We start from the raw sequence: 25,770 nt of genomic DNA, 5'->3' as shown, positions 1-25,770 counted from the left end.
GATTCTAAGACTCACCAGAATAGCCGCACACCCGCGACAAAGGACACCGCGGACACTGGTTCGCCGCTATTTCTCGCAATGGTCGCTGTCTGACCGACCTTGCGGTCCCAATTGACGCCGATATAGGGCGCGAAATTGCGGGTAAATTCATAACGCAAGCGTGCCCCCAGCTCGAAATCTGTGAGCCCGCTGCCCAGCTCCAGGTCAGGCACCGGCTGCGCCTGAAGTCTCAGGTCGATACGGGGCTGCAGTATCAGGCGGTTCGTGATCAGGAGATCGTAAAACGCGGTGAACGAGGCGGAGACCTCGCCCTCCTGGCTTATGTATAGATCAGTGTCGGTTTCGATGAAGCCGGGTGCGAGACCTTGCAGGCCGATGACAGCATAGGTGCGGTTCGACCTATTTGAAAAGTCCTGTCGAACGCCCACTTGGGCGTTGAAATAATAGTCAATCAGACGAGAATAGAGAACTTGCAGTTGACCTTCCTCGAGGTTCTTGGTTCTACCGCTGTAGAGGCCCTCCGACTTGAAAACCAGCCTGTCGTAGTCGCCTCCAATGTATCCTTCCATGTCCCAGCGCGCAGAATTCGGGCCGCTCCATTCGAGCTTCTCGAAACGCGAGGCGCTGAAAAGCTGCTGATCCGGGAAGCTTATTCCATTCGGGGTGCGAGATCCCCACCATGAGGTTTGTTCGACGTAAGGTACCGGGCTCTGGGCTTGAGCGGGCGCGCTCAGCGAGATAGATCCAAGTACAAGGGCAATCAACGCAATCGGTCGAGCGCGATTCATCGAAGCCTCCTACCGGCCGCTATGCTCTGACGGACCACCTCAATCTTTCGCATCATGCCTGTCTCCATGTGATAGAGCTGATGGCAATGGAATGCCCAGGGACCTTCGGCGTCAGCGGGAACATCGACGTCGAGCGTGGCGCCTGGCTTGATATTGACGGTGTGCTTCTTGGGATTGCGAGCACCGTTGCCAACCTCCGGCAAGAACCACGTGCCGTGGATGTGCATCGGATGATTCATCATGGTCTCATTGATAAAGCGGAATCTGACGCGCTCGCCATACCGCAGCACGATCGGTTCGGCTTCGCTGAACTTTCGGCCATTGATCGACCAGAAGTATCGCTGCATGTTGCCAGTCAGCCGCATCTCAATGATGCGATCGTAGGGTTTGTACGGGTACGGATTGAGCGCTTTGAGATCCCGGTAGGAAAGGACCTTGGTCCCTGGAGGAGCTCCCGTGTCGTTGAGGAGCGGATCCGGCACTGCGTGCCCGCCCGTCACAGGGACGCTCTCCATGTCTTCGCCGCCACGGAGAACATAGGCTTGTGGTCCCTGCTGGATTCCAGTTTCTACTTCCGGAGCACCACGAGCTCCACTACCCATTCCCGGCATGCTGGAATGATCTGGCGCGGCCCGCATCTGCGCCAGGGCGTCCGATCGATCGGGAGAGGCGCTGCTCATTCCCGGCATATTCCCGTGGTTCATCCCGGGCATGCCCGGAGCCTTGTCCCGCTTCGCCGGCTTTGGGGCGCGCCTTGAGTCTTTTGAACCGGACATACCGGACATCTGCGGCTTGGCTCCCGAAGTCCCATGCTGCATGCCAGGCATCGTGCCAGCGCCGCCCTTGCCCGACATTGCACCCATGTCGCCCATTCCGATCGCCATTGCCACCGGATCTTCGGGCGCGACATGGCCCGGCATGTCTTGCTCCGGGCGCAGCGTGCCACGGTCGCCACCCTTCGGGCCGAGATTCATGCCCATTTCGGCCATCGAGACGAGCGGTCGCAACCGGTGCGGGGGCAGTTCGCCGATCATTCCCGGCCGGGGCGCCAGGGTCGCACGGGCAAAGCCTGTGCGGTCCAACGACTCTCCAACAATCGTATAGGCTCGGTCTTCGGTCGGCTGTACGATCACGTCGTAGGTTTCGGCATTGCCGAACCGAAATTCGTCGACGACCACGGGCTGAACGTTGTTGCCGTCGGCCTGGACGACGGTCATCTTCAATCCCGGAATGCGCACGTCGAAATACGTCATGGCCGAGCCGTTGATGAAGCGCAGGCGGATGCGCTCGCCGGGTTTGAACAATGCGGTAAAATTCTGCTCCGGCGTCCGGCCGTTCGCCAGGAATGTATAGGCCGAGACGTCCGAAATATCGGTCGGATCCATTCGCATCAACGACCAGGCGACGCGGTCATTGATGATCGCGCGGCGCGCCTCGTCGGAGGGCGCCTTGTTCAAGTCCTGCAACAAGCCGACCAGAGTCCGCCGGTTAAAATTGTACCAGCCGCTCTCGGCCTTCAGGTTCTTGATGATGCTCCTGGCGTCATCACTCCAGTCGGAGAGCATGATGATGTAATCGCGGTCGTACCGAAACGGATCCTGCCCGCGAGGTTCGACGATCATCGGGCCATAGATGCCGAGTTGCTCCTGTTCGCCGGACGAGTGGCTGTGATACCAATAGGTTCCCGACTGTCTGAGCTGGAAGCGGTAAGTGAAGGTTTGCCCCGGCGGTATGCCGTCGCCATAGCCAGGGGAAATGCCGGGCACGCCGTCCATTTCGGGTGGAACAATCAGCCCATGCCAGTGGATCGAGGCATTTTCATCTAGGCGGTTTGTGACATTTACGACGACGTTCTCCCCTTCCTTGAAGCGAAGAACGGGACCGGGAAGCTGACCATTGATCAGCAACGCGACATTGTCGCGGCCTGTAATGTTCATGGCGTGCCTTTCTAGCACGAGATCGTAAGTGCCGGCGTTGGCACCTGTTTGGTCAAGGAACATCAGGCTCAACGTGGCCAAAACAATGCGCGCCCCCCGACTCCCGAACAAAACTTGCATGCGGCCTCCCCTTTTTCGGCGAGATGGTCCGCCACCAGACTCCCATCTGCAGCCGATCAATCCGACGATCATGCAATGGCATTGGTCGGAAAATCAAGTATGACCGCTCGATTGCAGAACCGGATGATTCAAATCAACTCCGGGCCGCCTTTAAGCTCCGGGGAGTTTCCCTCGGCATCGGCTGGAGCTGGAGAGGCATGATCCGAGGGCTTTTTTTGGCGCTGTTGTGCTTCGGGTGCTGATCGCCTCAGTACCCGCAGCAGCGCAGACAACAAAAGCTCCGAGCCCAATATGTTGCCAAGACTTGCACCTTACCAGGGCGGCCCGAAAACCGGTTCGTGGGCTTGCCGATATTTAGGCGAGCGACCGAAGAGGGCTTCGTGGCTCACAGGCGCCAGTTTCGGCCCCGGTCACTCACCTTTTGCTGGACAGAAAACTCAGCTTCTTCAATTAGGATGGCGGACTCGCGGCTCATGCGGCGCCAGCGTCCGCAGATCTCTTTCGTTATCGTCAGATCGGCCCCGAACGTCTCCTCTACTTTCCGCGGCAAACCGTCTTCGGACACGAACACGCGACACCTACGCACCTGCTCGGCCTTTGGCGATCGGCTACATCCACAGCGGAAACTTGTCCGACCAGAAATACGGCTCGTGCGCATCGGATGCAGGCACTTCATCATGGCCGCCGACCACGGCGCGGCCGCGGCTAGAACCTCTGGCCTCACGGACATTAGATAAAGCGTTTGGTTGGTCAGACACTTACAGAACCGGCTCAAACTCCTGCCGCGGATAGTCAAACGCCAGCTCCTCGCCCCTGCTTCCCAATCGCGGCGCGCATGAAGCTGGCGCTCCCTCCATTGGCTTCAACATCACGTTTCGCAGGGAGCAAATCCCCAATCGCTACAGCACGCCGGAGTTGACGTTCCAGTTTCATTACTTCGCCTTGCGGAAGATGCATCTTGCGATGCGCGCGAACGCCTTGATCGCCTTTCCGGGGGGCTTTGGAACGTTCGACGAATTGTTCGAAGTCCTGACACTGCGCCAGACCGGCAAGTCGCCGCCGATAACCCATCGTGCTCTTTGACGAAAACTACTGACGAGCGACCGTCAATTTCGATGCGCTGATCGCAAGCGGTACAGTGGATCGATCCGATTGCTCGCTGTTTCGCTTTGCCGAACATGCCGAGGATATCTGGAGCCGCCTGCTGTTGTGCGGACTGGGCGTTCCGGGCCTGTCGTGCGAAGCGTCGCGCTACCATCACCTGCTCGACGGCACACCCATCAAGGCCGCGACGGACGCTTGCAGTTCATCACCATGAGCTTGAAGAGTTTGATATTTGCGACCGAAGAAAGCTGTAATGAATGGCGATCTTTGGCGTCTTTCATAGGTATGTACGTGCGAACCTAGGTCGATGGCTTGTGCTTGCTAGGGCGGTCAGTTCGCGCTTTCAGATTGCTTCACTTGCGACAGAGGTAGGGCTGATGTAGCTTTTCGCGCCGGGGAGGGTGCAAGATGGAAATTTCGGACGATCGTCCCTCGGTCTTGGATCACCTCCGCCGCCAGGGCCTGTCACGGCGCGATTTCTTGAACTGGTGTGCCTATACGGCATCCATCCTGGCGTTGCCGCCCAGCGCAACGCCAGCGATCGCGCAGGCCCTTTCGAGCAAGCCTCGGCCGAGCGTCATTTGGCTCTCGATACAGGAATGCACCGGTTGCAGCGAGTCCATCCTGCGCTCGTTTGAGCCGACCCTCGAGAGCCTGATCTTCGATCAGTTTTCCCTTGACTACCATCATGTGTTGCAGGCGGCCGCGGGTCTCGCGGCGGAGCAGGCCCGTGATAATGCGATCGAACGCGCACGCGGCAAGTACGTCCTGATCGTGGACGGAGGAATCCCGCTCGATGAGGTGGGACGCTATTCGACGACAGGCGGGAAGAGCGGGCGCGAGCTCGTGCGAACTGCCGCGCGGGGGGCGGCACTCATCATCGCGGTCGGCACGTGTGCCACTTACGGGGGAATCCCGGCGGCGGCGCCCAACCCGACCGGCGCGGGAGGAGCGTTCGATGCGCTGCGCGACCTGATCGAAAAGACCGAAGTGATGGCTCCGCTAATCAACGTTCCCGGATGCCCGCCCGTGCCCGAGGTCATGACCGGCGTGGTCGTGCACTTTCTGACCTTTGGCAAACCGCCACCCCTCGATGAGTTGCGACGCCCGGTGCCGTTCTTTGGCCGAACCGTGCACGACGATTGTCCCCGGTTGCCGTTCTTCAACCAGGGCCTGTTTGCAAAGAGCTTCGACGATGAGGGCGCGCGCAAGGGCTACTGTCTCAAGGACCTCGGCTGCAAGGGACCGACCACCTTTAACGCCTGCACCACTGTGAAATGGAACCAGAGGACGAGCTTCCCCATGTACTCGGGGCACGGTTGCCTGGGCTGTGCGCAGCCGAAGTTCTGGGACCGCGAGGGAGGGTTTTATGGCAAACCCTTCTGATCGGAAGACAGGCAGGAAATCCACTTCCGAGCCTCGAGCCGCGACAACGGGCTCGCAACCGCGCCGGGTGGTTGTCGATCCGGTCACCCGCATCGAAGGACATCTGAGGATCGAGGCGGAAACCGACGCTCAAGGCGTGATTACGCGCGCGTCGAGCTCAGGCACGATGGTGCGCGGCATCGAAATCATTCTGAAAGGGCGTGACCCGCGCGATGCGTGGGCGTTTACGCAGCGATTTTGTGGCGTTTGCACCGTCGTGCACAGCATCGCCTCCGTCCGGGCGGTGGAGTATGCGCTTGGCCACGTGATTCCGCAAAATGCCCAGCACATCCGCAATCTGATGATTGCTGCGCAATATGTGCACGACCATGTCATGCACTTTTATCACCTGCATGCGCTCGACTGGGTCGACGTCGTTTCCGCGCTCAAGGCGGATCCAGCCGCGACCGCAAAGCTGCAGACCAGTTTGAGCCCGTGGCCCAACAATTCCCCCGACTATTTCGGCAGCGTCCAGCGAAAGCTGAAAGGCTTTGTGGAAGGAGGCCAGCTCGGAATTTTCGCAAACGGCTACTGGGGCCATCCCGAATACAAACTGCCGCCGGAGGTCAACCTCTTGGCGGTGGCGCACTATCTGGAGGCGCTGGCCTGGCAGCGCGATGTGGTCAAGATCCATGCCATTTTTGGCGGAAAGAACCCGCACCCGAACTTCGTGGTCGGCGGCGTTCCCTGCGCAATTTCTGAGACGGCGACTGCCACGGCCGTGAACGCGGAGAACCTACGGCTGGTCGGGGAGGTGATCAAAAAGATGAGGACCTTCGTCGACCAGGTCTATTTGCCCGACACGCTGGCGATCGCCGGATTCTACAAGGACTGGGCAACCCGCGGTGAAGGGGTCGGCAACTTCCTGTCGTACGGCGAGTTTCCGCAAGGGATCGGCGCGGCCGAACGGACAACCTTGCTATTTCCGGCAGGCGTGATCACCAACCGGGATTTGTCGAGCGTTCAGCCGGTCGATTTTGAGGATCCGACCGAGATCCAGGAGTTCGTCGCCCATTCCTGGTATCAATACTCCACCGGCAAACAGGCGGGCCTGCACCCCTATGACGGAGAGACTTCCCTGGATTATACCGGACCGGCGCCGCCCTACGAGCAGCTCGACGTCGACAAATCATATTCCTGGATCAAGTCCCCGCGCTGGAAAGGGCTTCCGGTCGAAGTTGGACCGTTGGCCCGGGTTCTGGTCCTTTACGCCAGTGGGGATCTTCGCGCACGAGGCTTGGTCGACCACGCGCTTGGCCGACTGGGTCTGCCGATCCCGGCGCTTTTCTCGACATTGGGGCGCATCGCGGCGCGCACCCTCGAGACCAAATTGATCGCGGATTCGATGGCCGGCATGCACGACGCCTTGATGGCGAACATCGCAAGCGGCGATCTCCGCACCTTCGACGACGTCCTGTTCGATCCTGCCACATGGCCCAAGAAAAGCCGCGGCGTCGGCATGATGGAGGCCCCGCGCGGAGCTCTGGCCCACTGGCTTACCATCGAAGACGGACGGATAGGCAACTATCAGGCGGTGGTTCCAAGCACCTGGAACGCGGGGCCGCGCGACGCAGCGGGCCGGGAGGGTCCGTACGAAGCGGCACTGCGCGGACACAAATTGAAGGACCCCACGCGCCCGCTGGAAATATTGCGTACCATTCACAGCTTCGATCCGTGCCTGGCTTGCGCGGTCCATGTCATCGATCCCGATGGCGACGAGCTCGTTCGCGTGAAGGTGTTATGATGGGTGGGGCGAAACGGCGCGAGGCCAGACGAGAGGCTGAAGACATGCGATCCGATTCCGAACGCAAGGCGCCGAGCCGATATGCCGGCGTTGTCCCGCTCGCCTGCTTTGCGGCGCTGCTGCTGGGCTCTCCTGTTCTCGCTCGACCCGGCTCCGGCTTTGGCGATCTTATCGACACTTATTGCATCGATCGCGGCCGGCTGCGCGTTCGCGCCCATCAGCCTCATTGCGCCATGTGCCATCACCTCGGCACGTTCGATACTTCTCCCGAACACCGGGTTGAGCCGAACTGGACGCAGTTCATACGCGGCCGCGACACCGGCAATTTCAGCTTTTTCTGCCCGGGTGCGGTCGACGACGCGGTGGTCGCCCGCGCGCCCGGCGAAACCATGCCTTCGGGACCCAAGGCTACGACGGCCGACAACGCCGAGCGTGCGACGACCCCGATGGGCACACCGCCTGGAGGTGACCAAGCAGCCGCTGCGTCACAGCCAGCCAAGCAAGCCGATGCTGCTCCCTCAGGGAAGGAGATGGCGCCGCCGGCCGATTTCGCAAGCCAGGGACCGATTTCCAGCGAAGAGTTGTCGCAGAAGATGGCCGCCTTGCATGACACGGTCGGCATAGAGCCGTCCCAAGAGCCAGCCTGGTTGGAGCTGCTCGACGCGACCGCGCAGGTCGTTCGCCGTCCCTCCCCGGCTGAACCGGCTTCCACGGACCCGGTGGCTTTGCTCAAGAGGCATGAGCTGCAATCGTCGAAACATGTTGCAGCGCTGCGCGCGTTGGGCACTGCGCTTGCCCGTCTCAACGCAAAACTGGATGAAAAGCAGAGACGCGCGCTCATCGAAGGTCTTGCACCGGTTCTGAACGTGGGTCAATCGTAGAGGGCGTTCGCATGTGCCTCGCCATTCCAATGCGTGTCGACACCGTCGACGGATACGTGGCCCGCTGCTCCGTCAAGGGCGTGTCGCGCGAGGTCAACCTGTTTTTGTTGCAGGATCGCAGCGTGACCGTGGGCGATCACGTCCTGGTTCACCTCGGCTATGCCATTCAGATCATCGAAGCGGCCGAAGCGGAGTCCACATGGGCTCTCTTCGACGCCGCCTTTGGCGCTCAGAGCGGAGCGATCGATGCATGAGCTGTCGATTTGCTGGTCGCTGCTTTCCGAGGTGGAGCGTCTTGCCGATACCGTTCAGACCGCGTACGTGCGGCGCATCGTGGTTGGCGTTGGGCCACTTTCAGGCGTCGAGCCTGGATTACTGAGCCGCGCCTTCGAGGTCGCCAAGGCTGGGACCCGGGCCGAGATGGCCTGCCTGGATTTCGAGCAAAGCGACGTCAGCGTTCGCTGTGCGGACTGCGGTGGGTCAAGCGTTACGCTCCCCAATCGCCTGCTCTGCGCATCCTGCGGCTCATTTCGCGTTCGCGTAACGCGCGGTGACGAACTCACGCTGTTGAGCGTGGAATTCGATGGGGTGGATTCGGAGAGTCTTCTCGAGGAAGCGGCGTGTGCACCAGAACGTAGGATGAAGGAGCGGAATCGCGATGTGCAGAGATTGCGGCTGTGCCGCTCATGACGGCGGTCACATCGTCAGACATTCGCAGGGCAAGGAAGTTGCCAGCGCAGCGCAAGGGCACCGCCCCGTGGACGAGGCCCGGGTGATCAGCCGGCTTCTGGCTGCCAACGACCGTGCGGCGCACCACAATCGCGAGCATTTCGACGAACTTGGCATTCTCGCCATCAACCTGATGTCATCTCCCGGGGCCGGCAAGACCGCGCTTTTGGAGGCGACCATCGAGAGACTAGGGTCCGAACTCAGGCTCGCCGTCATCGAGGGCGACCTCGAAACGGAGAACGACGCCGCGCGCATCCGCGCCAAGGGCGTGCCTGCTGTTCAGATCACCACGGGAAGCGCGTGTCACCTCGATGCCGCCATGGTGCATGATGCGCTGCACGAGCTCGAGCTCGGCGACATCGACGTGCTGTTCATCGAGAACGTCGGCAATTTGGTGTGTCCGGCCTCGTTCGACCTGGGGCAACAACTTAATGTCGTCTTGCTCTCGACGACCGAAGGCGACGACAAGCCGGCCAAATATCCGGTCATGTTCCGCAACAGCGATCTTGTCGTTCTGACCAAGACGGACCTCCTTCCATTTCTGGACGATTTTCGGCCCGATCGCGCGACCGCCGCCCTCAAGGCTTCCGGTTACGGCGGACCAGTTCTGACAACCTCGGCGCGGAACTCGGCCGGAATGGATGAATGGCTGTCGTGGCTTCGGCAGAGCCTGGCCGAGCGCCGACATAGCCGGCCATCCAGACGCAACAATCCACTTTGATAGGGAGAGACACCGTTGGCTTCTTCCGCGCGCGTCTGGCTCGATCGTATCCGGGATCTGCCGCTTGATCGGCCCGTCCGCGTCCTCAACGTCTGCGGCGGCCATGAGCGAACGATCGCAACCGCGGGCTTGAGGAGCTTACTGCCGCCGAACGTTCAATTGATCCCGGGGCCGGGATGCCCCGTCTGCGTGTGTCCCGAGGAAGATGTGTTTCGGGCCATCGATCTTGCCTTGTCGGAGCCCGTGATCATGGTTGCCTTTGGCGATATGCTGCGGGTGCCCGTGAATGCTCCCAAGGCGCAGCCGCGCTCGCTCGAGCAGGCGAAGACTGCCGGCGCGGACATACGTCCGGTGGCCAGTCCGACCGAGGCGGTCGCCATCGCGCGCGAAAATCCGCTGAAGACCGTGATTTTCTTTGTGGCAGGGTTCGAGACGACCCTGGCGCCCGTGGCGGCGCAGATCGCGCAGGGTCTGCCGCCCAACCTCTATCTGCTGATTTCTGGCCGGCTGACCTGGCCCGCGGTGGCCATGCTCCTCAAGTCCGAGCAGCCTGGGTTTGACGCCTTGATCGCACCGGGTCACGTGGCGACCATCATGGGGTATCAGGAATGGGAGTTCGTGGTACGCGAACATGACATGCCCGCTGCCGTGGCCGGTTTCACGGCCGACACCCTCTTGTCTGCGACCTACTCTACCTTGCGCCAGCTCATCGAAGGACGCCGATTCCTCGACAATTGCTATGCGAGCAGCGTGAAACTCGGCGGCAATACCGTGGCCCGCCGGTGTCTCACGCAAACCATGGAAGTGATCGACGCCGACTGGCGGGGGATCGGGATCATTCCGCAGTCCGGTTTCCGTCTCCGGCCTGAATATGCGTCCCATGACGCCAGCTTGAAATTTGCTTTCGACGACACGATCGATCGGCCCCGCCGGGGCGAAATGCCGCCGGGCTGCGACTGCGCGCGCGTCATCCTCGGCAAGGTTCTGCCGACGGAGTGCCGGCTGTATGGCGCCGCCTGCACCCCTGATTCGCCGATCGGTCCTTGCATGGTGTCCGATGAGGGCGCCTGCCATGTCTGGTGGACGGCGGGTTATCGAACCGGCAAGAACGCCTACGCTGGCGGCAAATTGCCCGGCAGATCACGATGACCTTGTCCTCGAGCCTGCCCGATCGGTCCCATTGCGCTCCTGCGGTTACCATCTTGGGAATTGGAAATACCTTGCTCGGCGACGATGGAGTTGGCGTTCACGTGGTGCGGCACTTGCAGGGCTTGGCAGCGGACGGAAAGGTCGGGCTCGTGGATGGCGGGACCTTGAGCTTTAATCTGCTGCCGACCATCGAGGCCACCGACCGGCTGATCGTTGTCGATGCAGCGATGATCGGGGACGAGGCCGGAACGGTCGATTGCCTCGTGGGTGCGAGCTTGGACGCATTCCTCGGAAGCGCAAAGCGCACCGCGCACGAGGTCGGGTTGAGGGAATTATTCGACATGGCCCGAATCCGGGACCTTCTCCCCTCCTACCGCGCCCTGATCGGCATCCGACCGCTTAGCATGGAGTGGAGCGAGTCGCTCAGCGCAAGGGTTGCAAGTGCATTGCCGTTCGCAGCCGATCTTGCCCTCCGCCTGGCGCATGAATGGCTGGACCTTTCCAACCATCCCCGCTGAGATGACCAGGGATCAGACAGAGCCTCTCATCGAAACGCGCGAGTTTCGGATCGGCGGCCTCGTACAGGGCGTCGGCTTCCGCCCCTTCGTCAAGCGCCTCGCGGAGAGCCATCGCATCGTGGGCTGGGTAAAGAACGAGGCAAGCTACGTATCCGTGCTCGCAACGGGGCGGCCGGACCAGCTTGATCTCTTCGCGATGGGACTTGTCTCCGATGCGCCGCCGTTTTCGCGGCCGATCGTCGAGTTCGATATAAAGCGACCGACTGCAGTACTCACGGCATTTTCGATAGTTGAAAGCGAATCGGGATCGACGCGGCAGGCCGACATACCGCTAGACTGCTACCTCTGCGATGACTGTCTGGGCGAGATCAACGATCCTTCGGAGCGACGGTATCGTTATCCCTTCACCAACTGCACGCAATGCGGCCCGCGATACACCATCATCCGCGCTCTCCCTTACGACCGGATCAACACCACAATGGCGCAATTTGCGCTCTGCCCAGACTGCCGGCGGGAATATGATGATCCTGATGATCGCCGCTTTCATGCCCAGCCCCTGGCATGTCCGAATTGCGGCCCGCAGCTGAGGTTCGACAGTGGATCCAGCGGCGAGATTCTCGGCAATGAGCAAGCGCTCTCCGCATGCATCACGGCGCTCCGGCAGGGGTTGACTGTCGCGGTTCGAGGTATCGGAGGATACCATTTGATGTGCGATGCCACTGATGAGGCGGCCGTGCTCCGGCTGCGCAGCATGAAACAGAGACCCGACAAGCCGCTCGCGGTGATGCTCCCAGCGAAGGAAATCGACCCGACGTTCTTCGCTAGGGAAATTGCATACCTGGATGCGCCAGAGGAGACCGCCTTGCGCGATCCGGTGCGGCCAATCGTGTTGCTGCGGAGGCGTTCGCAGGCTCCAATCGCGCAGGCCGTCGCGCCGGGCCTGCGCGAGATCGGGCTCATGCTGCCCTACAGTCCCCTGCACCATCTCATCACGACAGATTTTGGCAAACCGCTGGTCGCCACGAGCGGCAACATCAGCGGCGAGCCGGTGATCACCGGCGAAGACGAAGCGGAGTTGCGCCTCAAGCGCTGTTGCGACGCATTCCTCCACCATAACCGGCCGATCCATCGCCCTGCCGATGACCCCGTTGTCCGCATCATCGCGGATCGCGCAAGGCCGATCCGGTTGGGCCGCGGCTCGGCGCCGCTCGCATGTCCAAATCCTTATCCTCTTGAGGCTCCGGTGCTGGCATGCGGAGCCCAGCTCAAGACAACAGTTGCCTTGGGCATCGACAACAGGGTGATCGTCTCACCACACGTCGGAGACATGGGGACGCTTCGATCGAAGACGGTATTCGAACAAGTCGCCCACGACTTTCAATCGCTCTATGGAGTCTCCGCCGCCTTCGTCGTTCATGACGCGCACCCGGACTTCACGACAACGCGCTGGGCATCGCGGCAGGCAAGTCCGCACTTTGCGATTGAACATCATACCGCGCACGCCGCCGCATTGGCGGCGGAGCACCGGTGCACGGAAGCGATGGTGGTCTTCGCGTGGGACGGCCTGGGGCTTGGACCAGATGCGACCTTGTGGGGTGGAGAGACGTTCTTTGGCTCGCCGGGGCGTTGGCGAAGGATTGGCACGTTTCGACCCTTTCGCTTGATTGGCGGAGACCGCGTTGCGCTTGAGCCCTGGCGCAGTGCATGCGCCTTGTCATGGGAGGTCGGGCATCCCTGGCAAAGCCGTCGTCCGGACGCTGCGAATTTTCAGCGCGCCTGGAACGCCGGTGCGGGGACCGAATCCAGCGCCGTCGGACGGCTCTTCGATGCCGCCGCCGCCTTGGTCGGACTCACCGAATCCTGCTCATATGATGGCCAGGCGCCGGCAATGGTCGAGAGCGCGTCAGATCCGATCACCTGCAGCGTGGCTCTCCCGGTGCGCCAGTCTGGAGACCTAAGACAGGTTGATTGGGCTCCCCTCGTTCCGATGTTGCTGGACGCCTCCTTGTCCATCGGCGAACGTCTTGCGATCTTTCACGGCGCGTTGTCTGCCACTCTGCTCGCGGAGGCTCTGCATCATCGCGGCACAATCGGTACCAATATCGTCGGGCTTACCGGCGGCGTTTTCCAAAACCGGCTGTTGACGGAGCATGCGGTTTCATCCCTCGAAGAGCACGGCTTCGACGTTCGCCTGCACGAACGCCTACCGATGAACGATGGCGGCGTGAGTTTCGGCCAAGTCATCGAATTCGCGGCGCGACGGACCCTAAAATGACAACTCGAAGCGATACCCGCCATTCCGCGCTTCACGGCGGCACGCACATCTCGCTTGCGCATGGCAATGGCGGCAAGCGGATGCGCGAACTGATCGACCAGATCTTCGTCCGGCATTTGACCAACGATCTGCTCGATCCGAATGCCGACGCGGCGATCCTGCCCCCCTTGCCGCCCGGGAGCTTGCCTGCCCTGACCTCGGACGGCTTCACGGTCGACCCGCTGGAATTTCCCGGGGGCGACATCGGCAGCCTGGCTATTCATGGCACCGTGAACGATCTCGCCGTATCGGGGGCCGAGCCGCTCTATATTGCACTCAACAGCTTCATCGAGGAGGGTTTCGAGATCGAGCGGCTTGATCGCGTGGTCGCCTCGATAGCCGCGGCAGCTCGTGCGGCCTGCGTGCGAGTGGTGACCGGCGATACCAAGGTCCTTCGGAAAGGTGAAGGAGGCGGGCTTTACCTCGCAACTACCGGGCTCGGCTTCCGCCGCCCCGATATCGTCCTGGGACTCGATCGTATCTTGCCGGGGGACCGGATCATCGCCAGCGGGCCAATCGGCGACCACGGGACGGCAATTCTGCTGGCGCGCCGGCAGTTCGGCCTCACCGGCGACCTGCAATCGGACTGCACCAGCGTCCTTCCCCTTGCCAGGGCGCTGCTCGCGAGACCCGGCCTGAGATTCATGCGGGATCCCACGCGGGGAGGCCTTGCGAGCGTGAGCCACGAAATCGTCCGGCATACGGGGCTGAGCGTGCGGCTGTTCGAGAGTAACGTTCCCATACGCAACGAGGTTCAAGCCGTTTGCGAAATGCTGGGCTATAATCCGCTTTACCTTGCTTGCGAGGGCAGAATTGTCGCAGTCGTCGACCCCGCGTCGGTCCAAGATGCGGTCCACGCATTGCGGCAGTTGGATGCGGGACGAGACGCAGCTGAAATCGGCGTTGTCGGCGAAGACGATCCCTACGTCCTGCTGGAAACCGAACTCGGCGGCGAACGGCTGGTCGAGGAGCTGGACTCAGATCCACTTCCGCGAATCTGCTAGACGCCGCCTTCCGCGATCTTGAGCTCAAGATCCTTGCTTGCCGCATCAACTTCGGCGCGATCGCATTTGAGCAACTCGGGCACGTAAGCAATTTCGATAAATTCCCCCACAAGGTCGTCGGCAGTGTTGTACTGTTGGACCCACCATACCCCCGCCAGCGCCGTCTCAGTGAAGACGCATGATCCGACGCCCTTGAAGGTGGCTTCAATTTGCCCTTTCCCGAGAACACCGCGGACGGCAGACAACCCACCGGCTGGCAAGGGAAGCCGCCCCAGATCGATCCTGGACCCTGAGCCGGTCTTGGCAAGCTTCGCCAATTTGGCGCTCAGCTCACTGAGCAGCGCCCGCACCAGAGGGTCGCGCAGCGCGTTTCTCGAACGCTTTGTATCTTCAGCTCCAGCATTGCTATCCATGGCCGATCGTTCGTGAGTCTGGTTACGTGGATCAAGCGACATGCGCCCGCGGTGAATAGGCAAACCACTCCGCCGGCATGCTCCCTCGAACCGTCGAGAGCTCTTCTACCACTTTCGACCGCCGCGCTCAAACGATGACGCGCATGAGCCCGTCATGGCGCATCGGCAACGCCATCGGCTGGTCGATTTACGCCTAAGCGTCTGCCACAAATGAGGCGTCGGATTGCACGATGGCGGGCTGTACAAAGTCCGAAGTACCGATCTGATGGCTAGGGCCACTCGCGGTCGATCGCCTGGTTGCGCACGGCCTGCTTTCCGCAACGTCTTCCAATTCATAGCTTCATGTTCACCATCCCGCGGCAATCCTGCGCGCACTCGCGACATGTCGCTGCACAGCGCGCCATTCGATCGTCACCGGCGATCGCATCGCAATCCTTCGCGCAGGCCTCACACAATTGGGCGCATGCACCGCAAATGACGCCGTGCTCCGGCGAAAAGCGGAGTAAGGAATTCGCGGTGGTCTGACACATCTCCGCGCAATCGAGCAGGAGAGCGAGATGCGCAGCACCGACGTGAGCTCCCCCCATTTCAGTGCAGTACCGTGCAGTCTCAAGACACATACGATGGGATTTGAGACATATCTCTATGCAGCCTTCTCGCGTCATGTTACCGGCCGCCATTCCTGGCATCGCTCCGTGATCTGGTCCTTGGGCAAACACTGCCCCTGAGACGGCGCTGACTGCCGCGATGAAAGTAGAGGCTCCGAGAAGCTGGCGACGGTCAAACATCCGATCTTCCTTCTGCTTGCATGACTGCTTGGCTCGAAAAATGTCAAATCTGAATGTCACATCCAAATTCAAGCACTTAGTCGATTAGACGCTTGTAAGTAGAACATTCACAAAAGAAAAACGCTTCACATATCAAAGCTTATGCCGTGAACGCAATATTGATCCAAATCAACCCACGCCGTCGACGCGCGTCGCGAGCACTTCCATCATTTTGGCTTCCGCACTCTCAACGAAGGCACGAATGGGTCTGTCATGGCGCTTCCCGTTGTAGAAAAGGATTAACGTTGTGTCGAAGGTTCACGCATCAGTTGCTCCTCGTGAGGGTGACGTCGCGCGGTCGACAAAGCGGCGAGGCATCGCTCGCTGTCGCCTTCGGCCGCAGCCAATCGAGCACGTTCCAAGGCGGCACGGCCGTGCTGTTCGTCGAGTTTCGCCAGCAAGTCTGCTTCCGCTACGGATCTCATGGTTGGCTGCCGATGCATTTGAGCACGAAGAGACTGATGAGCGAGCGCGTTGCGTCGCGACAAATCGTCCAATACGCTTTCGTAGCGGCTGATTTCGTCTTGGCACGATGCCGCCCAAACAGATCCTGTTGTGAGCGACAGATTAGCCAGCGTGACAGTCGCTAGAAGCGCCTTTGCAGATAATACATGGCCTCGACGAGGCAAGCGAATGCTATTCGGCACGCTCATGAAAATGGACTTCTCCTGTGAGCAGGTCTCGATATTTAAGGCTGAATGCGGATGCTTGCTCTTGCGCCAGATCAAGGCGATTCGTTCGGCTTGGCTTTAGTGTGCTTTTGATGACCTTCCAGGCGCGAGGCCGTCCGTTGCACTATGGACGTTTGCGGAGCCGCCCTATGGATCGAGCGGGCATAGTAATCTGTCTGGCTGGAATTGCCGTTGGGCTCGTCACGCTTGCGCTAGGAGAGCATATTCCGGCAGGTGCCCACCATCTCTGGATCAACGTGGCTTTTTCGCTCTTCGGGCTGGGCATTCTGGCGGGCCTCGTCCCGCTGCTTATTCCTTGCTTCGGCGATCTCTGTTTAGAGCCGACCGCCCGGTCAAGGTTCCCTCATGGGCAAGCAAGCTCGGTTTGATCGAGATTTCACGACTCTGTCGTCTTCGAAGATGCGGCCAAGCCGGTATCGATACAGATGTACGACTCTCCGGGCATCGATGGGGAGCGGCCCGGAGGCAGTGACTGCAGCCAGCCCCGAAAGGAAGTGGATCAGCGGGAAGCCCTCACATCTCCTGCCAACGCGCAACCAGAAACGCGCAGAAGGCACCGAACGAGCAGCGATCCCGCGAGGGATGGATGCCGCTTGAAAAATCCCGCAGGCAATCGGGGATGAAAACAGCGAGATCGATGATGACCAGCTCCCATATGCGGTCGGTGCGTTAGCGAGATGCGCGCGGCGTCGTAGCTGATTGAGCCGCCATTTGGGAGGTCCCACGAAGCTCCATTGGCATAGATGGCCAAAGCGCTAATCAGGCGGGTGTCGCTATTCGGGTAGTCGATCTGTCCACTTAGATCGCTGATCAGCACGGACCCTGACGGATGGCAATCTGTGGCGGGCCGAACCTGGACCTCGAAGACATGAGATTGCGATCCCTTCGCGATCGTCATTTTGCCGAACCACACCCGCGGCCGCCCGTCCGGCAGCGCGACAATGACATAGGCGGAACCGCGCCCCGACTGCTCCTTCAGCACTGCAAGCCAGTGCCCACACAGAAAATGATGCGGGTCAATGGTCGTGACGTGAGAGACGACCCGCTCAAGAATAGGGGTACTCCGGCGTGTTCGGTGAGAGCCTACTGTCGGCGACGCCGCCCTGGATCGTATTGTCCACAACGTTCACCTCCGAACGCCCCTTCGCCAACGCGCGAGCTGGTGGAGATCGTTGCCGTCATCGGGCCGAGATCTATTGTCGTTCCTCGTATTTCTTGCATCGAGGATCGCCTGGTTTCACCCGGGCGATCTCCTGCATCGACGGCGGCGATTCACAAGTTAGCAGCGTGTATTCCTTGTAAGAAGGCGCTGGCACCCGCCAGCAAAGAGCTTCACCTGCGGGCAGGACATATGAATCCCCGTTGCGCAGAATATAGCTACAAGACGACACAGGCTGTTTGGTTTTCTCTTGTGCATGAGCGTGGGTTGGGCCAGTTGATAATGCGAAGAACGCCACCAAGAACAGGCGCATTTTTCCCTCCCTTGCAACAGCGTGGTCGCCGGCCCCGAATCCATCCGCAGCCAGCGAAAGTCGCCATTTTGACATGGAGATACTCTACTGCCTATCCTAGATCGGTGGTTGAGCTGGACCAATCTAACCCGCGAGCCAGCGATCTAGAACCGGACTTTCCGAGCATCGGTCCTCCAACTCACAACGACGAGGCTTCCCATGAATAAGCGCATTTCGAGTCTCCTCCTTTCCGCGACGGTGGTCTTGGCTTTCGCCGTGTCGGCGGGCGGAGCAATGGCCCAATCTCAGCCCAGCAACCAGCAGCCTCCTGCTCAGCCCCAGCAATCGGGAGCCGGTTCGGACACATCGCAACGGTCAGGCAACAACTCGATGCCGATGAAGGGAATGGAGCACGGTCACAAGGGGGAGGAAATGGGCCAGAAAATGATGAAAGACCACGGCGATATGAAGAAGCATGGAAATATGGGGCAAGGCCCCTCCGACAAGAAGTGAGCGGGATCAATCCAGATCCGCCCGACCCTGCTTCGGTCCGACTGAAGCAGGGCGATTAATTTTACAGAAGCGTTTGTGAGGGAGCTCAGGCCCGCCGATAGCGCCTCCTCATCGGGTGCGATCCAGCAGAATTTGAGTGCTTATATCCCGCCCGCCTTGAATCAGGAGGTTCTTCGTGGCGCCTCGATGCGCCGCGTTCGCTTGTTGCTGGAGTACGCAAAGGCGGAAGAGGCGCCTCGCGTTTGGGGATACGATCCACAATCTTGGATTTCAGATCTGTGCGCGTGCGAGATGATGATTGGGAAGGCATGCGTTTTGGTATGAGCGAGCTCGTCGATTCTAACCTTGCAGCGCAACCTGGCGGAGCGCTCACCGCAAATGGCGGGATCCGTGACAATGTGATCGCGACCGGCGGAGGTCCGGAATCATGGAGGCGGCTGATCGAGGCGCGCAGGAAGGAAGTCGGCGTCCTCTCAATTGGATTTAACATCCGGTTACCGCTGAAGCAGAATGCCGATCCGTACTCAACGCCGGAGCTGACGTTTCAGTCTCATTACTTCGCGCTGCACAAGATGCATCTTGCCGTGCATGCCAACGCGCGCTCCCGGTCTGACCTGGGACATTCGACGAGCTTTCCGAACTCCGGTCCTTGCCCCAAGCCGGCAACGAGCTCGCCATCCCAAACGTTCTTTCGACCAGCAATATAGACAGAATGCCATTAGCCTTCATGCATCTCGGAAGCGGCACGGTCGAAAAGTCGGATTTCTCTCCGTTTCGTTCAATTGAGGAAATCCGAATCACCCTCCTGTCCTGCGGGTTGGGCCTCCAGGTCTTTCGCGCGAAGTGTCGGTGCCATCAGCTGCCCAACGGTACATCGCCGTGAACATCACCGCGAACGACGACCCGCTGGGCAAATTGTGCGAGGCCTCCGAGCTCGCACCATACTCTCTCACGAGTGAGAGGCCATTGAAGTTGATCGGCTGCAGGATGCATACTGCCAACTCTCCGCTGCACGTCGCCAAGATGTAGCCGCAGTCTTGGTGAGCGCAATTCAGCGCAGTCACCTTGCGCGAAAGGACCGGTCACCTTGAAAGAGAAAGAGCTCCGCATAGCGCTTGTCTGTTTCGGGGGCGTTTCGCTTACAATCTACATGTACGGAATCAGCAGGGAGATTCTCAAGCTGGTTCGCGCATCGGCCGCCCTCCATTCCATCGTGGACCGCTCTGAGCGATCGGCGGCGAAATGTTTTGACAGGTTTTCCCGCGATAATCCGGAATATGACAGCGACGAAATCTATTTCGAATTGCTCCAGGATATTGGACAGATACTCGAACTGCGGGTCATTGTCGATGTCATCGCCGGCGCTTCGGCTGGCGGCATCAATGGCGCCATGCTGACGCGTGCACTGAGCCACGATCTGCCCATGGGGCCGCTGCGCGACCTGTGGCTCAATCACGCCGATCTCGACTCGCTGCTCGCTCCGGATGCCCCGCCAGCGCGGCAAGCAAGTTCATCCTCAAGCCCGTCATTTGGCTCATGGGAGCAACAGGCTTCTGGGAGCCCATCAAGGATCGAGAAGTGCGGCGCAACCTATCGCTCTTCCTGCGTTCTCGATGGTTCAGACCGCCCTTCAGCGGCTCACGAGTGTCCGAGCTCATGTATAATGCCGTCACCGGAATGGTCGATTGGCAAAATGAGACCAGGTCATTGCTCCCGCCGGGTCACGGCCTCGACCTCTACATTCCGGTAACGGACTATTACGGCTACGAGCAGTCTATTCAGGTTCACGACCCGCCCATCATCCACGAGCGCGAACACCGCCATACTCTGCACTTTGGCTACCGCAAGCAACCAAACGGAGAAATCCGGAGCGACTTCGGCCCGGGGAATGCGCCGACCCTCGCGTTCGCCGCTCGCGCCACATCATCCTTTCCCGGCGCCTTTCCGCCGACCCAGATCAGGGAAATGGACGACTTCGTCGCCCGCAATGCGATCGACTGGCCTCGCCGCGCGGCATTCCTTGCACAAAATTTCGCGCCTTACTTCCGCATGAATGTCGATCCGACCGGTGTCTATTTCATCGACGGCAGCGTGCTCAGCAACCGGCCGTTTCGGCAGGCGATTGCCGCGATCCGAGATCGACCGGCCTATCGCGCGGTGGACCGGCGTCTGGTCTACATTGATCCTGATCCAACCTGGTCCACGACATCCGTCCGGCGCGATCTTCTGGCTTCTTCTCCACGCTGAGGGGCGCATTGTCCGACTTGCCGAGCGCCGACCCGGTTGCGGACGAGCTCAACTGGATCACCGATTTCAACGATCGGATCAGACCATTGCGCGAGATCATCGGGAATGCGAGACCGAACATCAGCCAACTCGTAGACCGGATTATCGGTACGCGGCCGGACCAGCCGATCGGATCCGAGCTCATCCGGTCATGGCGCGAACAGATCAAGACGCAGGTCGTAACCGGGGCCGGCTTCGCTTACGAAGGCTATATTCGCCTGAAGCTGGCCTCGGATTTCGCGCCTTCATCGCCAACCTGTTCGCTGGCCTTCGCGGCGTTCCCGCGCAATCTCAATTCGCACGCGTGATCGCGGAAGCCATCGACGTTTGGGCGGTGGAGACGGGGGCCGTCTACAGTGCCCACCATAGCGCAGCGGATAGTTGGGAAACGGCTACCATGGCCGAGCGCCTGCCACCGTGGGCAAAGCTGTTGCTGGAGTTCGACGTCGATTACCGCAAGCGCCGCCTGCACTTCCTGATCGAGGGCCTTAACCGTCTCTATCAGCTTGCTGATCGAATGCCCTTTACGGATCATCACTGGAAGGCGATCGATCAGCTCAAGCGGCACCTCTACAACTGCCTCGAGGATCTGAACCGCCGCACCGATATTGCCATCTTCAAGCCCGCGACCCGAGACCTTGTTGAAGATCTGTTTCGTTCGGCGCCAGCTGGCGCTGACCCGGAAAAATTGAAGGCCTACGCACTCCACTTCGTACGGCAGCATGGGAAAGCCGTGGACGATTTGATCGAGCGCTTAAGCGAGGAGATTGATCTGAATTCCCGAACCGGCGATATCGACGCGCTGCTGGCCGGTTGCGATGCACGCCAATGGCTGCCGGAGATGCGCCATGAGGTTCTGGTCGACTATCTCGGATTTCCGTTTTGGGACGTCTTGACTTTTCCGATGATGCCATGGCGGGAAACGGGAGAACTTCACGAGATTCTGGTCGATCGCATCAGCCCGCAGATTCTACGACTCTGTCGGAATTCAGCGGCAGCACCGCTCTCAGAGGCATCGGCTTCCGGCATTTCGCCGCATTCTTTTCGCGAGGCTATCGCGAGAACGACTATTTGCTTGGGCGCCTACACGCGTTGGATCGATTGATCGACATCGTCTGCAACTCGGCGAGACTGGATATCGAGCACCAGCGCAATAGGATCCTTGCGCTGAAGCTGCGCGGCTTCCGCAAGAGTCTAGATGCCGAGGAAAAATCTCTCCCCAACAGTGCCGAGCTCATCACGAGACTGCGCCGCTCAATCGCCGCTGTGGAAGCCGGTAGCGTCGCCCGGAACAGATAGAATGCCGCAGACCGTCGTCGCAAACCTTGGGACGAGATGTTGCCAAATCCACTGGGCGAAAAAGGGACAACTTTATCCGGCGGATCCGCGTAGCCGGATCGCGGCGATGGTGCGCCAGAACTGGCAGGCCGCGCGGCCAATTTAGCTAGACGAGGCGCGGCTACGAGCGACTACGGCCGAGATTTGCTTGAAATGCCCACAAAATATAGGGCGGCAGACTCGGTCTGCCGCCCGTGCTTTTAGATATTTGGTCGCGCTATTTAAGACTGGTGACTGCCGTTAGGTCAGCCGACAGCCTGACAATACCGGCGGCACCGCACCAGTTCGAGCCAACGCCGGTGGGATTGATGAGCGTAAAACTGCCGTCAAACTTGGCGGTGTAGTCGCCGGTAAACGCGTTGCAATTGCCCTTCGAGAGGTTGGTGTCGGAATAACGAAGGTCCAGCGTGAAGACCTTGTACGTTAAGCCGACACCAATGTTCCAGGTGTTGTAGTCGGCATAGTGGATGCCAAATGGGGAAGCGGGCACGCCGTAAAAGGAGTCGGTCGTACCGAACCATTGCCTGCCGAACTCGCCGGATACGTACATGCCAATGCCGCTGCTGCCGAACAGTGTGCTTGGCGCGGTATATTTGCCGGTAATCGACGCGTAGTTGCCCCAGGCGCCGGAGTTCAAGAAGCTGGGCGAATAGTATTCATTCAGGCCAAACTGCCAGCTCTCGTTAACGGTGTAGTTGACCTTGCCGTAGACCTCCAAAAAGCTGACGTCCTTCTTCATGACGTTGCCATTGGGCACCGCGTTGGCTGCGCATTCAGCGCTCAGAGGCTTGCCTGAAAAATCCGCTGCCGCGCCGTAAAAACAGGTTCCGCCGGGATACAAATAACCCCAAACGCCAAAGTCGAAAGCGAACGCGCCGAACGTGGGCCGAATGCCACCGTAGATGTCAATCTCAGCAGCGGGCCGGTTGGTGAATGAGATACTCTCGCCGGAAAGACCCACATAAAGCTGCAGATCCTTGGTCACGTTGTAACGCGACCGAAGGCTTGTGATTGGACTGAGTGACGCCGCGGAAGATGTAGTCGTTCATGATCGCGCTGCCGAACGCGATGTCCCAGGGGTCGAATGCAGGCGCTGGTGGCGCCTTGGCCGCCTTGACCGGCAAGTCCGCCGCCAGTGCCGCCCCCGATACCATTGCCAGCGCCGTTGCCAACAAGGCCCTCATTTTCATAGCCAGTCCCCTTGTCATTCCGTCGCGCCCCGCCGCATACGGTTCCAAGTGCACCGCTCGCTTGCGAAGAGCTTCTTCGCCTCGCGCAACGGCGACCAGAGTTCGGTCCGGTATTTCTCGTATATTCGGACGGACCTCTGTTGCAGCGATCGAATGAAGCTTATCAGGTTTCGTTATTGCGCTGCGAATATCACCCAAATAACCAATCCGCGATGCAGGTCTCCCGCATGGTAGGAAATAATCCCCTATTCAGCGATCCGATCATAGTGGCCGAGGACGGATCGGTGGTTTGGGAATCTTCCGCGCTGAAGCACGAGATCAGGCGGCCAGAACCAACGGAAGGATCGCTTACGAAAGAACCACTTTAGAAGCGCGAGGCGGATCCTGCGCCCCTGTCCCGGCGAGATGTTGTTGTTGCCGTCGGCGGTTGCCCAGTAGCCTTTGTTGAAGATGTTCTCGACGTTGAGCTGCGCGCTCCAGGTCTCGTCGATCTTGGCGAACAGGCCGGCGTCAAACCGCCAGAAGCCAGGCAGCCGCACGGTGTCGTCGGACGAGGCGGACGAATCCGAGAAATAGATGACGCCAAGCGAGGCCGCCCACCGCGAGTCGATCTGATACCTTGAGCTGGTCCCGCAAATCTGAACAGCGCGATAAGTGGAGTTTCTGCCTGACGGCGGGCAAGATTGACCCGCGAATCAGGAGAGACGATGGGCAGACGAGCGCGGCGGAACCACACTGCGGCTTTCAAGGCGAAGGTGGCGCTTGCCGCCGTCAAAGGTGACCGCACGCTGGCGCAACTGGCAGAGCACTTCGACGTTCACCTCAATCAGATCACATCGTGGAAGGCGCAGCTGCCGATGTGTTCGGCCAGGGCAATGGGAGTCGGATCGCCGAGCCCACCATCGACGTGAAGTCGCTGCAGCCAAGATCGGGGAGCTGACGCGGGAGAACGATTCCTAAGAAACGGCAGCACCTACTTTCGGCTCCAAGGGCTGGAGAACAGAGCCGAATGCCTTGGCACGCCGATGCAAATTGTTGACCACGCGCGTCCGGTAACGCGTCTCGTAGGACGAGGCCCCGGGATCGACATAGTCCATTCCGTATCGCACAGCGTTGTAGAATAGAACAGCGATCTTGCGGGCCGTGGCGGTCACGGCCTTGGCCTTGCCGATGCGCGCTGAGAGCCGTCTATAGAAGGCGCCGAGCGAGGTGTGTGTACGACCCACGGTCACGGAAGCAAAGCGCTGAAGTGCCGCTGCCGTGCCGCCGGATCGACGCGTTCGGGACGAGAGCATTCTGCGGCCGGAGACCTTGTTGCTCGGCGCAATCCGAGCCAGGAGGTAAAATGCTTTGCACTTGGCTACGGCGAGAGGTCGTCGCCGCATTCAGCGATGAGCTTCAGCGAGAGGTAAGAGCGGAGGCCGTCGATCGTGGTGATGTCCTTTCCGAGCAACGCGAACAGCGCCTCGCGGACGTCGAAAGCTAGAGCGTTCGCCTGATCGGTTCGATTCCGACGCCGCGAGGCCCGCGGCGCCGGTCCACGGCCATGACCGCGATGGATGCTCAGTTCCTTCAACACGGCTTCGATCCGGGCGTCGCAAGCAGATGCCGTCTCGTGGTAGGCGTCGTAAAGCGCAAGTGCCTGCTCGAGCGCAAACAGATGCTCGGCGCGGTAGCTTCCGGTGAGTGCCTTCGCGATCGTCTCGGCGCTGGAGTGGCAGCTGTAATGGCAAGCACGCTAGCGCCTCAGGATCGCGCTCGCCGGCAAGGGTCGCGCGTATCATACGCAGGCCGGTCGCACCGGTGATGTCGGTGACGACGTGGTGCAGCTGAAGAATCATCTCCGTCAAGGCCCTTCTGCATATGCTGCATGTGTGAGGCCGCGTACTCCAGCAGGCGCTCGCGCTGACGCACGTACGCTCGCAGCTCGGCAATCTGCCCTTTGGGCCGAAAGCTGGCCCGCAGCAGCAGCCCGAATGAATGGGGTCGCTGCAGCCATTGCGCATCGCTGACATCGGTCTTGCGCCCCGGCACGTGCTTGGCATCGCGCGCGTTGACAAGAAACACGGTAAAGCCCCGGGCATCGAGAAGCTCAAAAATCGGAATCCAGTAGACGCTGGACGATTCCATGACTACGGTCTCGACGCCGAATTCAGTAAACCAGTCGACCAGCCGATGCAGATCGGCCGTGAAGGTACCGAAGCTGCGGACTGGCTCCGGTGCGCGATCTGGCCTCACGGCAGCCATGTGCATAGTCGCTCCAACGTCGATGGCAGCCGCGTTCGGGTGCACCATTGGCATCTTACCACCGTTCCTCAACTTCGATCTTTTGGGGTTCATCTCCAATCCTCCTGCTGACGGCCGCGGAAGGGCTGGGCTGCGCTATTGGTCAGATTCCTAAACGGGATCGCCGAGTGACGTCACCACTCTCAAGTGCGCAACAACCCTTGGACCAGGTCTTTTAACGGGGTCACGTGCCACAAAAATAGTGTCGGCCGCTCCCTTCCGGTCGGCAATCTAGCGTCGGCGTTTCTATCCCACAGGGGGAACGCAGCGCCGCGCATAGTTTTCAGAAGGAGCGCTCACCAAGGCGGGATTGCTGAGCGCAAAGCGATGATCGACCGTG

General features: G+C 60.2%; 26 protein-coding genes and 3 pseudogenes. 18 read left to right on the top strand and 11 right to left on the bottom strand.

The genetic code is table 11. The features are described from left to right. Positions 1-11 precede the first annotated feature (11 nt). Entirely contained in the window at positions 12-788 is a 777-nt protein-coding gene (locus JHD07_RS02185; protein ID WP_291618492.1) for a copper resistance protein B, read from the bottom strand. Then, positions 785-2,845 (bottom strand): copper resistance system multicopper oxidase, encoded by a 2,061-nt coding sequence (locus tag JHD07_RS02180; RefSeq protein ID WP_291618490.1) that lies wholly within the window; start codon positions 2,843-2,845, stop codon positions 785-787. Before JHD07_RS02180 ends, JHD07_RS02185 begins: the two co-directional genes overlap by 4 nt. Positions 2,846-3,667: 822 nt before the next feature. On the opposite strand from JHD07_RS02180, the pseudogene JHD07_RS02175 reads away from it, so the two are divergent. From JHD07_RS02175 to hypE, 11 genes and pseudogenes are all read left to right on the top strand, one after another. Beyond that, a pseudogene (locus JHD07_RS02175) lies at positions 3,668-4,163 on the top strand (LOG family protein); the annotation flags it as partial. A gap of 194 nt (positions 4,164-4,357) precedes the next feature. Next, positions 4,358-5,335, top strand: a complete 978-nt coding sequence (locus tag JHD07_RS02170) for a hydrogenase small subunit (RefSeq protein ID WP_291618488.1) — start codon at positions 4,358-4,360, stop codon at positions 5,333-5,335. After that, on the top strand, positions 5,319-7,118 hold the full coding sequence (locus JHD07_RS02165; protein WP_291618486.1) for a nickel-dependent hydrogenase large subunit: 1,800 nt from the start codon (positions 5,319-5,321) through the stop codon (positions 7,116-7,118). The genes JHD07_RS02170 and JHD07_RS02165 overlap by 17 nt, the downstream gene beginning before the upstream one ends. Positions 7,119-7,162: 44 nt before the next feature. Next, the gene (locus tag JHD07_RS02160; protein ID WP_291618484.1) at positions 7,163-7,999 is read left to right on the top strand and encodes a hypothetical protein; all 837 of its coding nucleotides are present in this window, start codon (positions 7,163-7,165) and stop codon (positions 7,997-7,999) included. Between the two features lie 11 nt (positions 8,000-8,010). Then, a complete protein-coding gene (locus tag JHD07_RS02155) occupies positions 8,011-8,253 on the top strand; it encodes a HypC/HybG/HupF family hydrogenase formation chaperone (RefSeq protein WP_291618482.1) in 243 nt (80 codons plus the stop codon). Then, positions 8,246-8,689, top strand: a complete 444-nt coding sequence (locus JHD07_RS02150; RefSeq protein WP_291618479.1) for a hydrogenase maturation nickel metallochaperone HypA — start codon at positions 8,246-8,248, stop codon at positions 8,687-8,689. Before JHD07_RS02155 ends, JHD07_RS02150 begins: the two co-directional genes overlap by 8 nt. 82 nt (positions 8,690-8,771) lie before the next feature. Continuing rightward, positions 8,772-9,449, top strand: a complete 678-nt coding sequence (hypB, locus tag JHD07_RS02145) for a hydrogenase nickel incorporation protein HypB (protein WP_291618477.1) — start codon at positions 8,772-8,774, stop codon at positions 9,447-9,449. 15 nt (positions 9,450-9,464) lie between these two features. Further along, positions 9,465-10,598, top strand: coding sequence for a hydrogenase formation protein HypD (gene hypD / locus JHD07_RS02140; protein ID WP_291618474.1), 1,134 nt, complete (start codon positions 9,465-9,467; stop codon positions 10,596-10,598). Then, complete coding sequence (locus JHD07_RS02135) at positions 10,595-11,116, top strand: HyaD/HybD family hydrogenase maturation endopeptidase (protein ID WP_291618473.1); 522 nt, start codon at positions 10,595-10,597, stop codon at positions 11,114-11,116. The genes hypD and JHD07_RS02135 overlap by 4 nt, the downstream gene beginning before the upstream one ends. Beyond that, entirely contained in the window at positions 11,082-13,391 is a 2,310-nt protein-coding gene (gene hypF / locus JHD07_RS02130; protein WP_291618471.1) for a carbamoyltransferase HypF, read from the top strand. Before JHD07_RS02135 ends, hypF begins: the two co-directional genes overlap by 35 nt. Beyond that, positions 13,388-14,434 (top strand): hydrogenase expression/formation protein HypE, encoded by a 1,047-nt coding sequence (gene hypE / locus JHD07_RS02125; RefSeq protein ID WP_291618469.1) that lies wholly within the window; start codon positions 13,388-13,390, stop codon positions 14,432-14,434. The genes hypF and hypE overlap by 4 nt, the downstream gene beginning before the upstream one ends. Here the strand turns inward: hypE and JHD07_RS02120 are convergent. The 3 genes from JHD07_RS02120 to JHD07_RS02110 all read right to left on the bottom strand — a co-directional run bounded on the left by JHD07_RS02120 (position 14,431) and on the right by JHD07_RS02110 (position 17,913). Next, on the bottom strand, positions 14,431-14,847 hold the full coding sequence (locus JHD07_RS02120; protein ID WP_291618466.1) for a hydrogenase expression/formation C-terminal domain-containing protein: 417 nt from the start codon (positions 14,845-14,847) through the stop codon (positions 14,431-14,433). The genes hypE and JHD07_RS02120 overlap by 4 nt on opposite strands. Before the next feature lie 1,066 nt (positions 14,848-15,913). Next, a complete protein-coding gene (locus JHD07_RS02115) occupies positions 15,914-16,402 on the bottom strand; it encodes a hypothetical protein (RefSeq protein ID WP_291618464.1) in 489 nt (162 codons plus the stop codon). Between the two features lie 1,157 nt (positions 16,403-17,559). Next, positions 17,560-17,913 (bottom strand): hypothetical protein, encoded by a 354-nt coding sequence (locus tag JHD07_RS02110; protein ID WP_291618462.1) that lies wholly within the window; start codon positions 17,911-17,913, stop codon positions 17,560-17,562. Positions 17,914-18,036: 123 nt separating this feature from the next. On the opposite strand from JHD07_RS02110, the gene JHD07_RS02105 reads away from it, so the two are divergent. Beyond that, the gene (locus JHD07_RS02105) at positions 18,037-18,330 is read left to right on the top strand and encodes a hypothetical protein (RefSeq protein WP_291618460.1); all 294 of its coding nucleotides are present in this window, start codon (positions 18,037-18,039) and stop codon (positions 18,328-18,330) included. A gap of 263 nt (positions 18,331-18,593) precedes the next feature. Next, complete coding sequence (locus JHD07_RS02100) at positions 18,594-19,037, top strand: hypothetical protein (RefSeq protein WP_291618458.1); 444 nt, start codon at positions 18,594-18,596, stop codon at positions 19,035-19,037. Positions 19,038-19,390: 353 nt separating this feature from the next. Here JHD07_RS02100 and JHD07_RS02095 read toward each other — a convergent pair whose 3' ends face one another. Continuing rightward, complete coding sequence (locus tag JHD07_RS02095) at positions 19,391-19,834, bottom strand: hypothetical protein (protein ID WP_291618456.1); 444 nt, start codon at positions 19,832-19,834, stop codon at positions 19,391-19,393. A 152-nt stretch (positions 19,835-19,986) separates the two neighbouring features. Between JHD07_RS02095 and JHD07_RS02090 the strand changes: the two genes are divergently transcribed. The 4 genes from JHD07_RS02090 (at position 19,987) to JHD07_RS02075 (ending at position 21,915) form a co-directional block, all read left to right on the top strand. After that, entirely contained in the window at positions 19,987-20,577 is a 591-nt protein-coding gene (locus tag JHD07_RS02090) for a patatin-like phospholipase family protein (RefSeq protein WP_291618454.1), read from the top strand. A gap of 86 nt (positions 20,578-20,663) precedes the next feature. Beyond that, complete coding sequence (locus JHD07_RS02085; protein WP_291618533.1) at positions 20,664-20,924, top strand: hypothetical protein; 261 nt, start codon at positions 20,664-20,666, stop codon at positions 20,922-20,924. 89 nt (positions 20,925-21,013) lie between these two features. Next, positions 21,014-21,721, top strand: coding sequence for a hypothetical protein (locus JHD07_RS02080; RefSeq protein WP_291618531.1), 708 nt, complete (start codon positions 21,014-21,016; stop codon positions 21,719-21,721). Next, the gene (locus tag JHD07_RS02075) at positions 21,631-21,915 is read left to right on the top strand and encodes a DUF3376 domain-containing protein (RefSeq protein WP_291618525.1); all 285 of its coding nucleotides are present in this window, start codon (positions 21,631-21,633) and stop codon (positions 21,913-21,915) included. Before JHD07_RS02080 ends, JHD07_RS02075 begins: the two co-directional genes overlap by 91 nt. Before the next feature lie 256 nt (positions 21,916-22,171). Here JHD07_RS02075 and JHD07_RS02070 read toward each other — a convergent pair. Continuing rightward, positions 22,172-23,144 (bottom strand): annotated as a pseudogene (locus JHD07_RS02070) (TorF family putative porin). 245 nt (positions 23,145-23,389) lie between these two features. Beyond that, complete coding sequence (locus JHD07_RS02065; RefSeq protein ID WP_366863937.1) at positions 23,390-23,683, bottom strand: hypothetical protein; 294 nt, start codon at positions 23,681-23,683, stop codon at positions 23,390-23,392. Between the two features lie 168 nt (positions 23,684-23,851). Between JHD07_RS02065 and JHD07_RS02060 the strand changes: the two are divergent. After that, positions 23,852-24,098: pseudogene (locus JHD07_RS02060) on the top strand (transposase); the annotation flags it as partial. Between the two features lie 2 nt (positions 24,099-24,100). Here the strand turns inward: JHD07_RS02060 and JHD07_RS39680 are convergent. From JHD07_RS39680 to JHD07_RS39670, 3 genes are all read right to left on the bottom strand, one after another. Beyond that, positions 24,101-24,376 (bottom strand): hypothetical protein, encoded by a 276-nt coding sequence (locus tag JHD07_RS39680; protein ID WP_366863936.1) that lies wholly within the window; start codon positions 24,374-24,376, stop codon positions 24,101-24,103. Between the two features lie 128 nt (positions 24,377-24,504). Then, entirely contained in the window at positions 24,505-24,723 is a 219-nt protein-coding gene (locus JHD07_RS39675) for a hypothetical protein (RefSeq protein WP_366863935.1), read from the bottom strand. Between the two features lie 167 nt (positions 24,724-24,890). Further along, a complete protein-coding gene (locus tag JHD07_RS39670) occupies positions 24,891-25,391 on the bottom strand; it encodes a transposase (RefSeq protein WP_366863934.1) in 501 nt (166 codons plus the stop codon). Positions 25,392-25,770: the final 379 nt, after the last annotated feature.

It is taken from the genome of Bradyrhizobium sp., assembly GCF_016462955.1.
GTDB lineage: Bacteria > Pseudomonadota > Alphaproteobacteria > Rhizobiales > Xanthobacteraceae > Bradyrhizobium.
The sequence above is the reverse complement of the archived record's forward strand: the minus strand, read 5'-3'. Positions and strand labels throughout refer to the sequence as shown.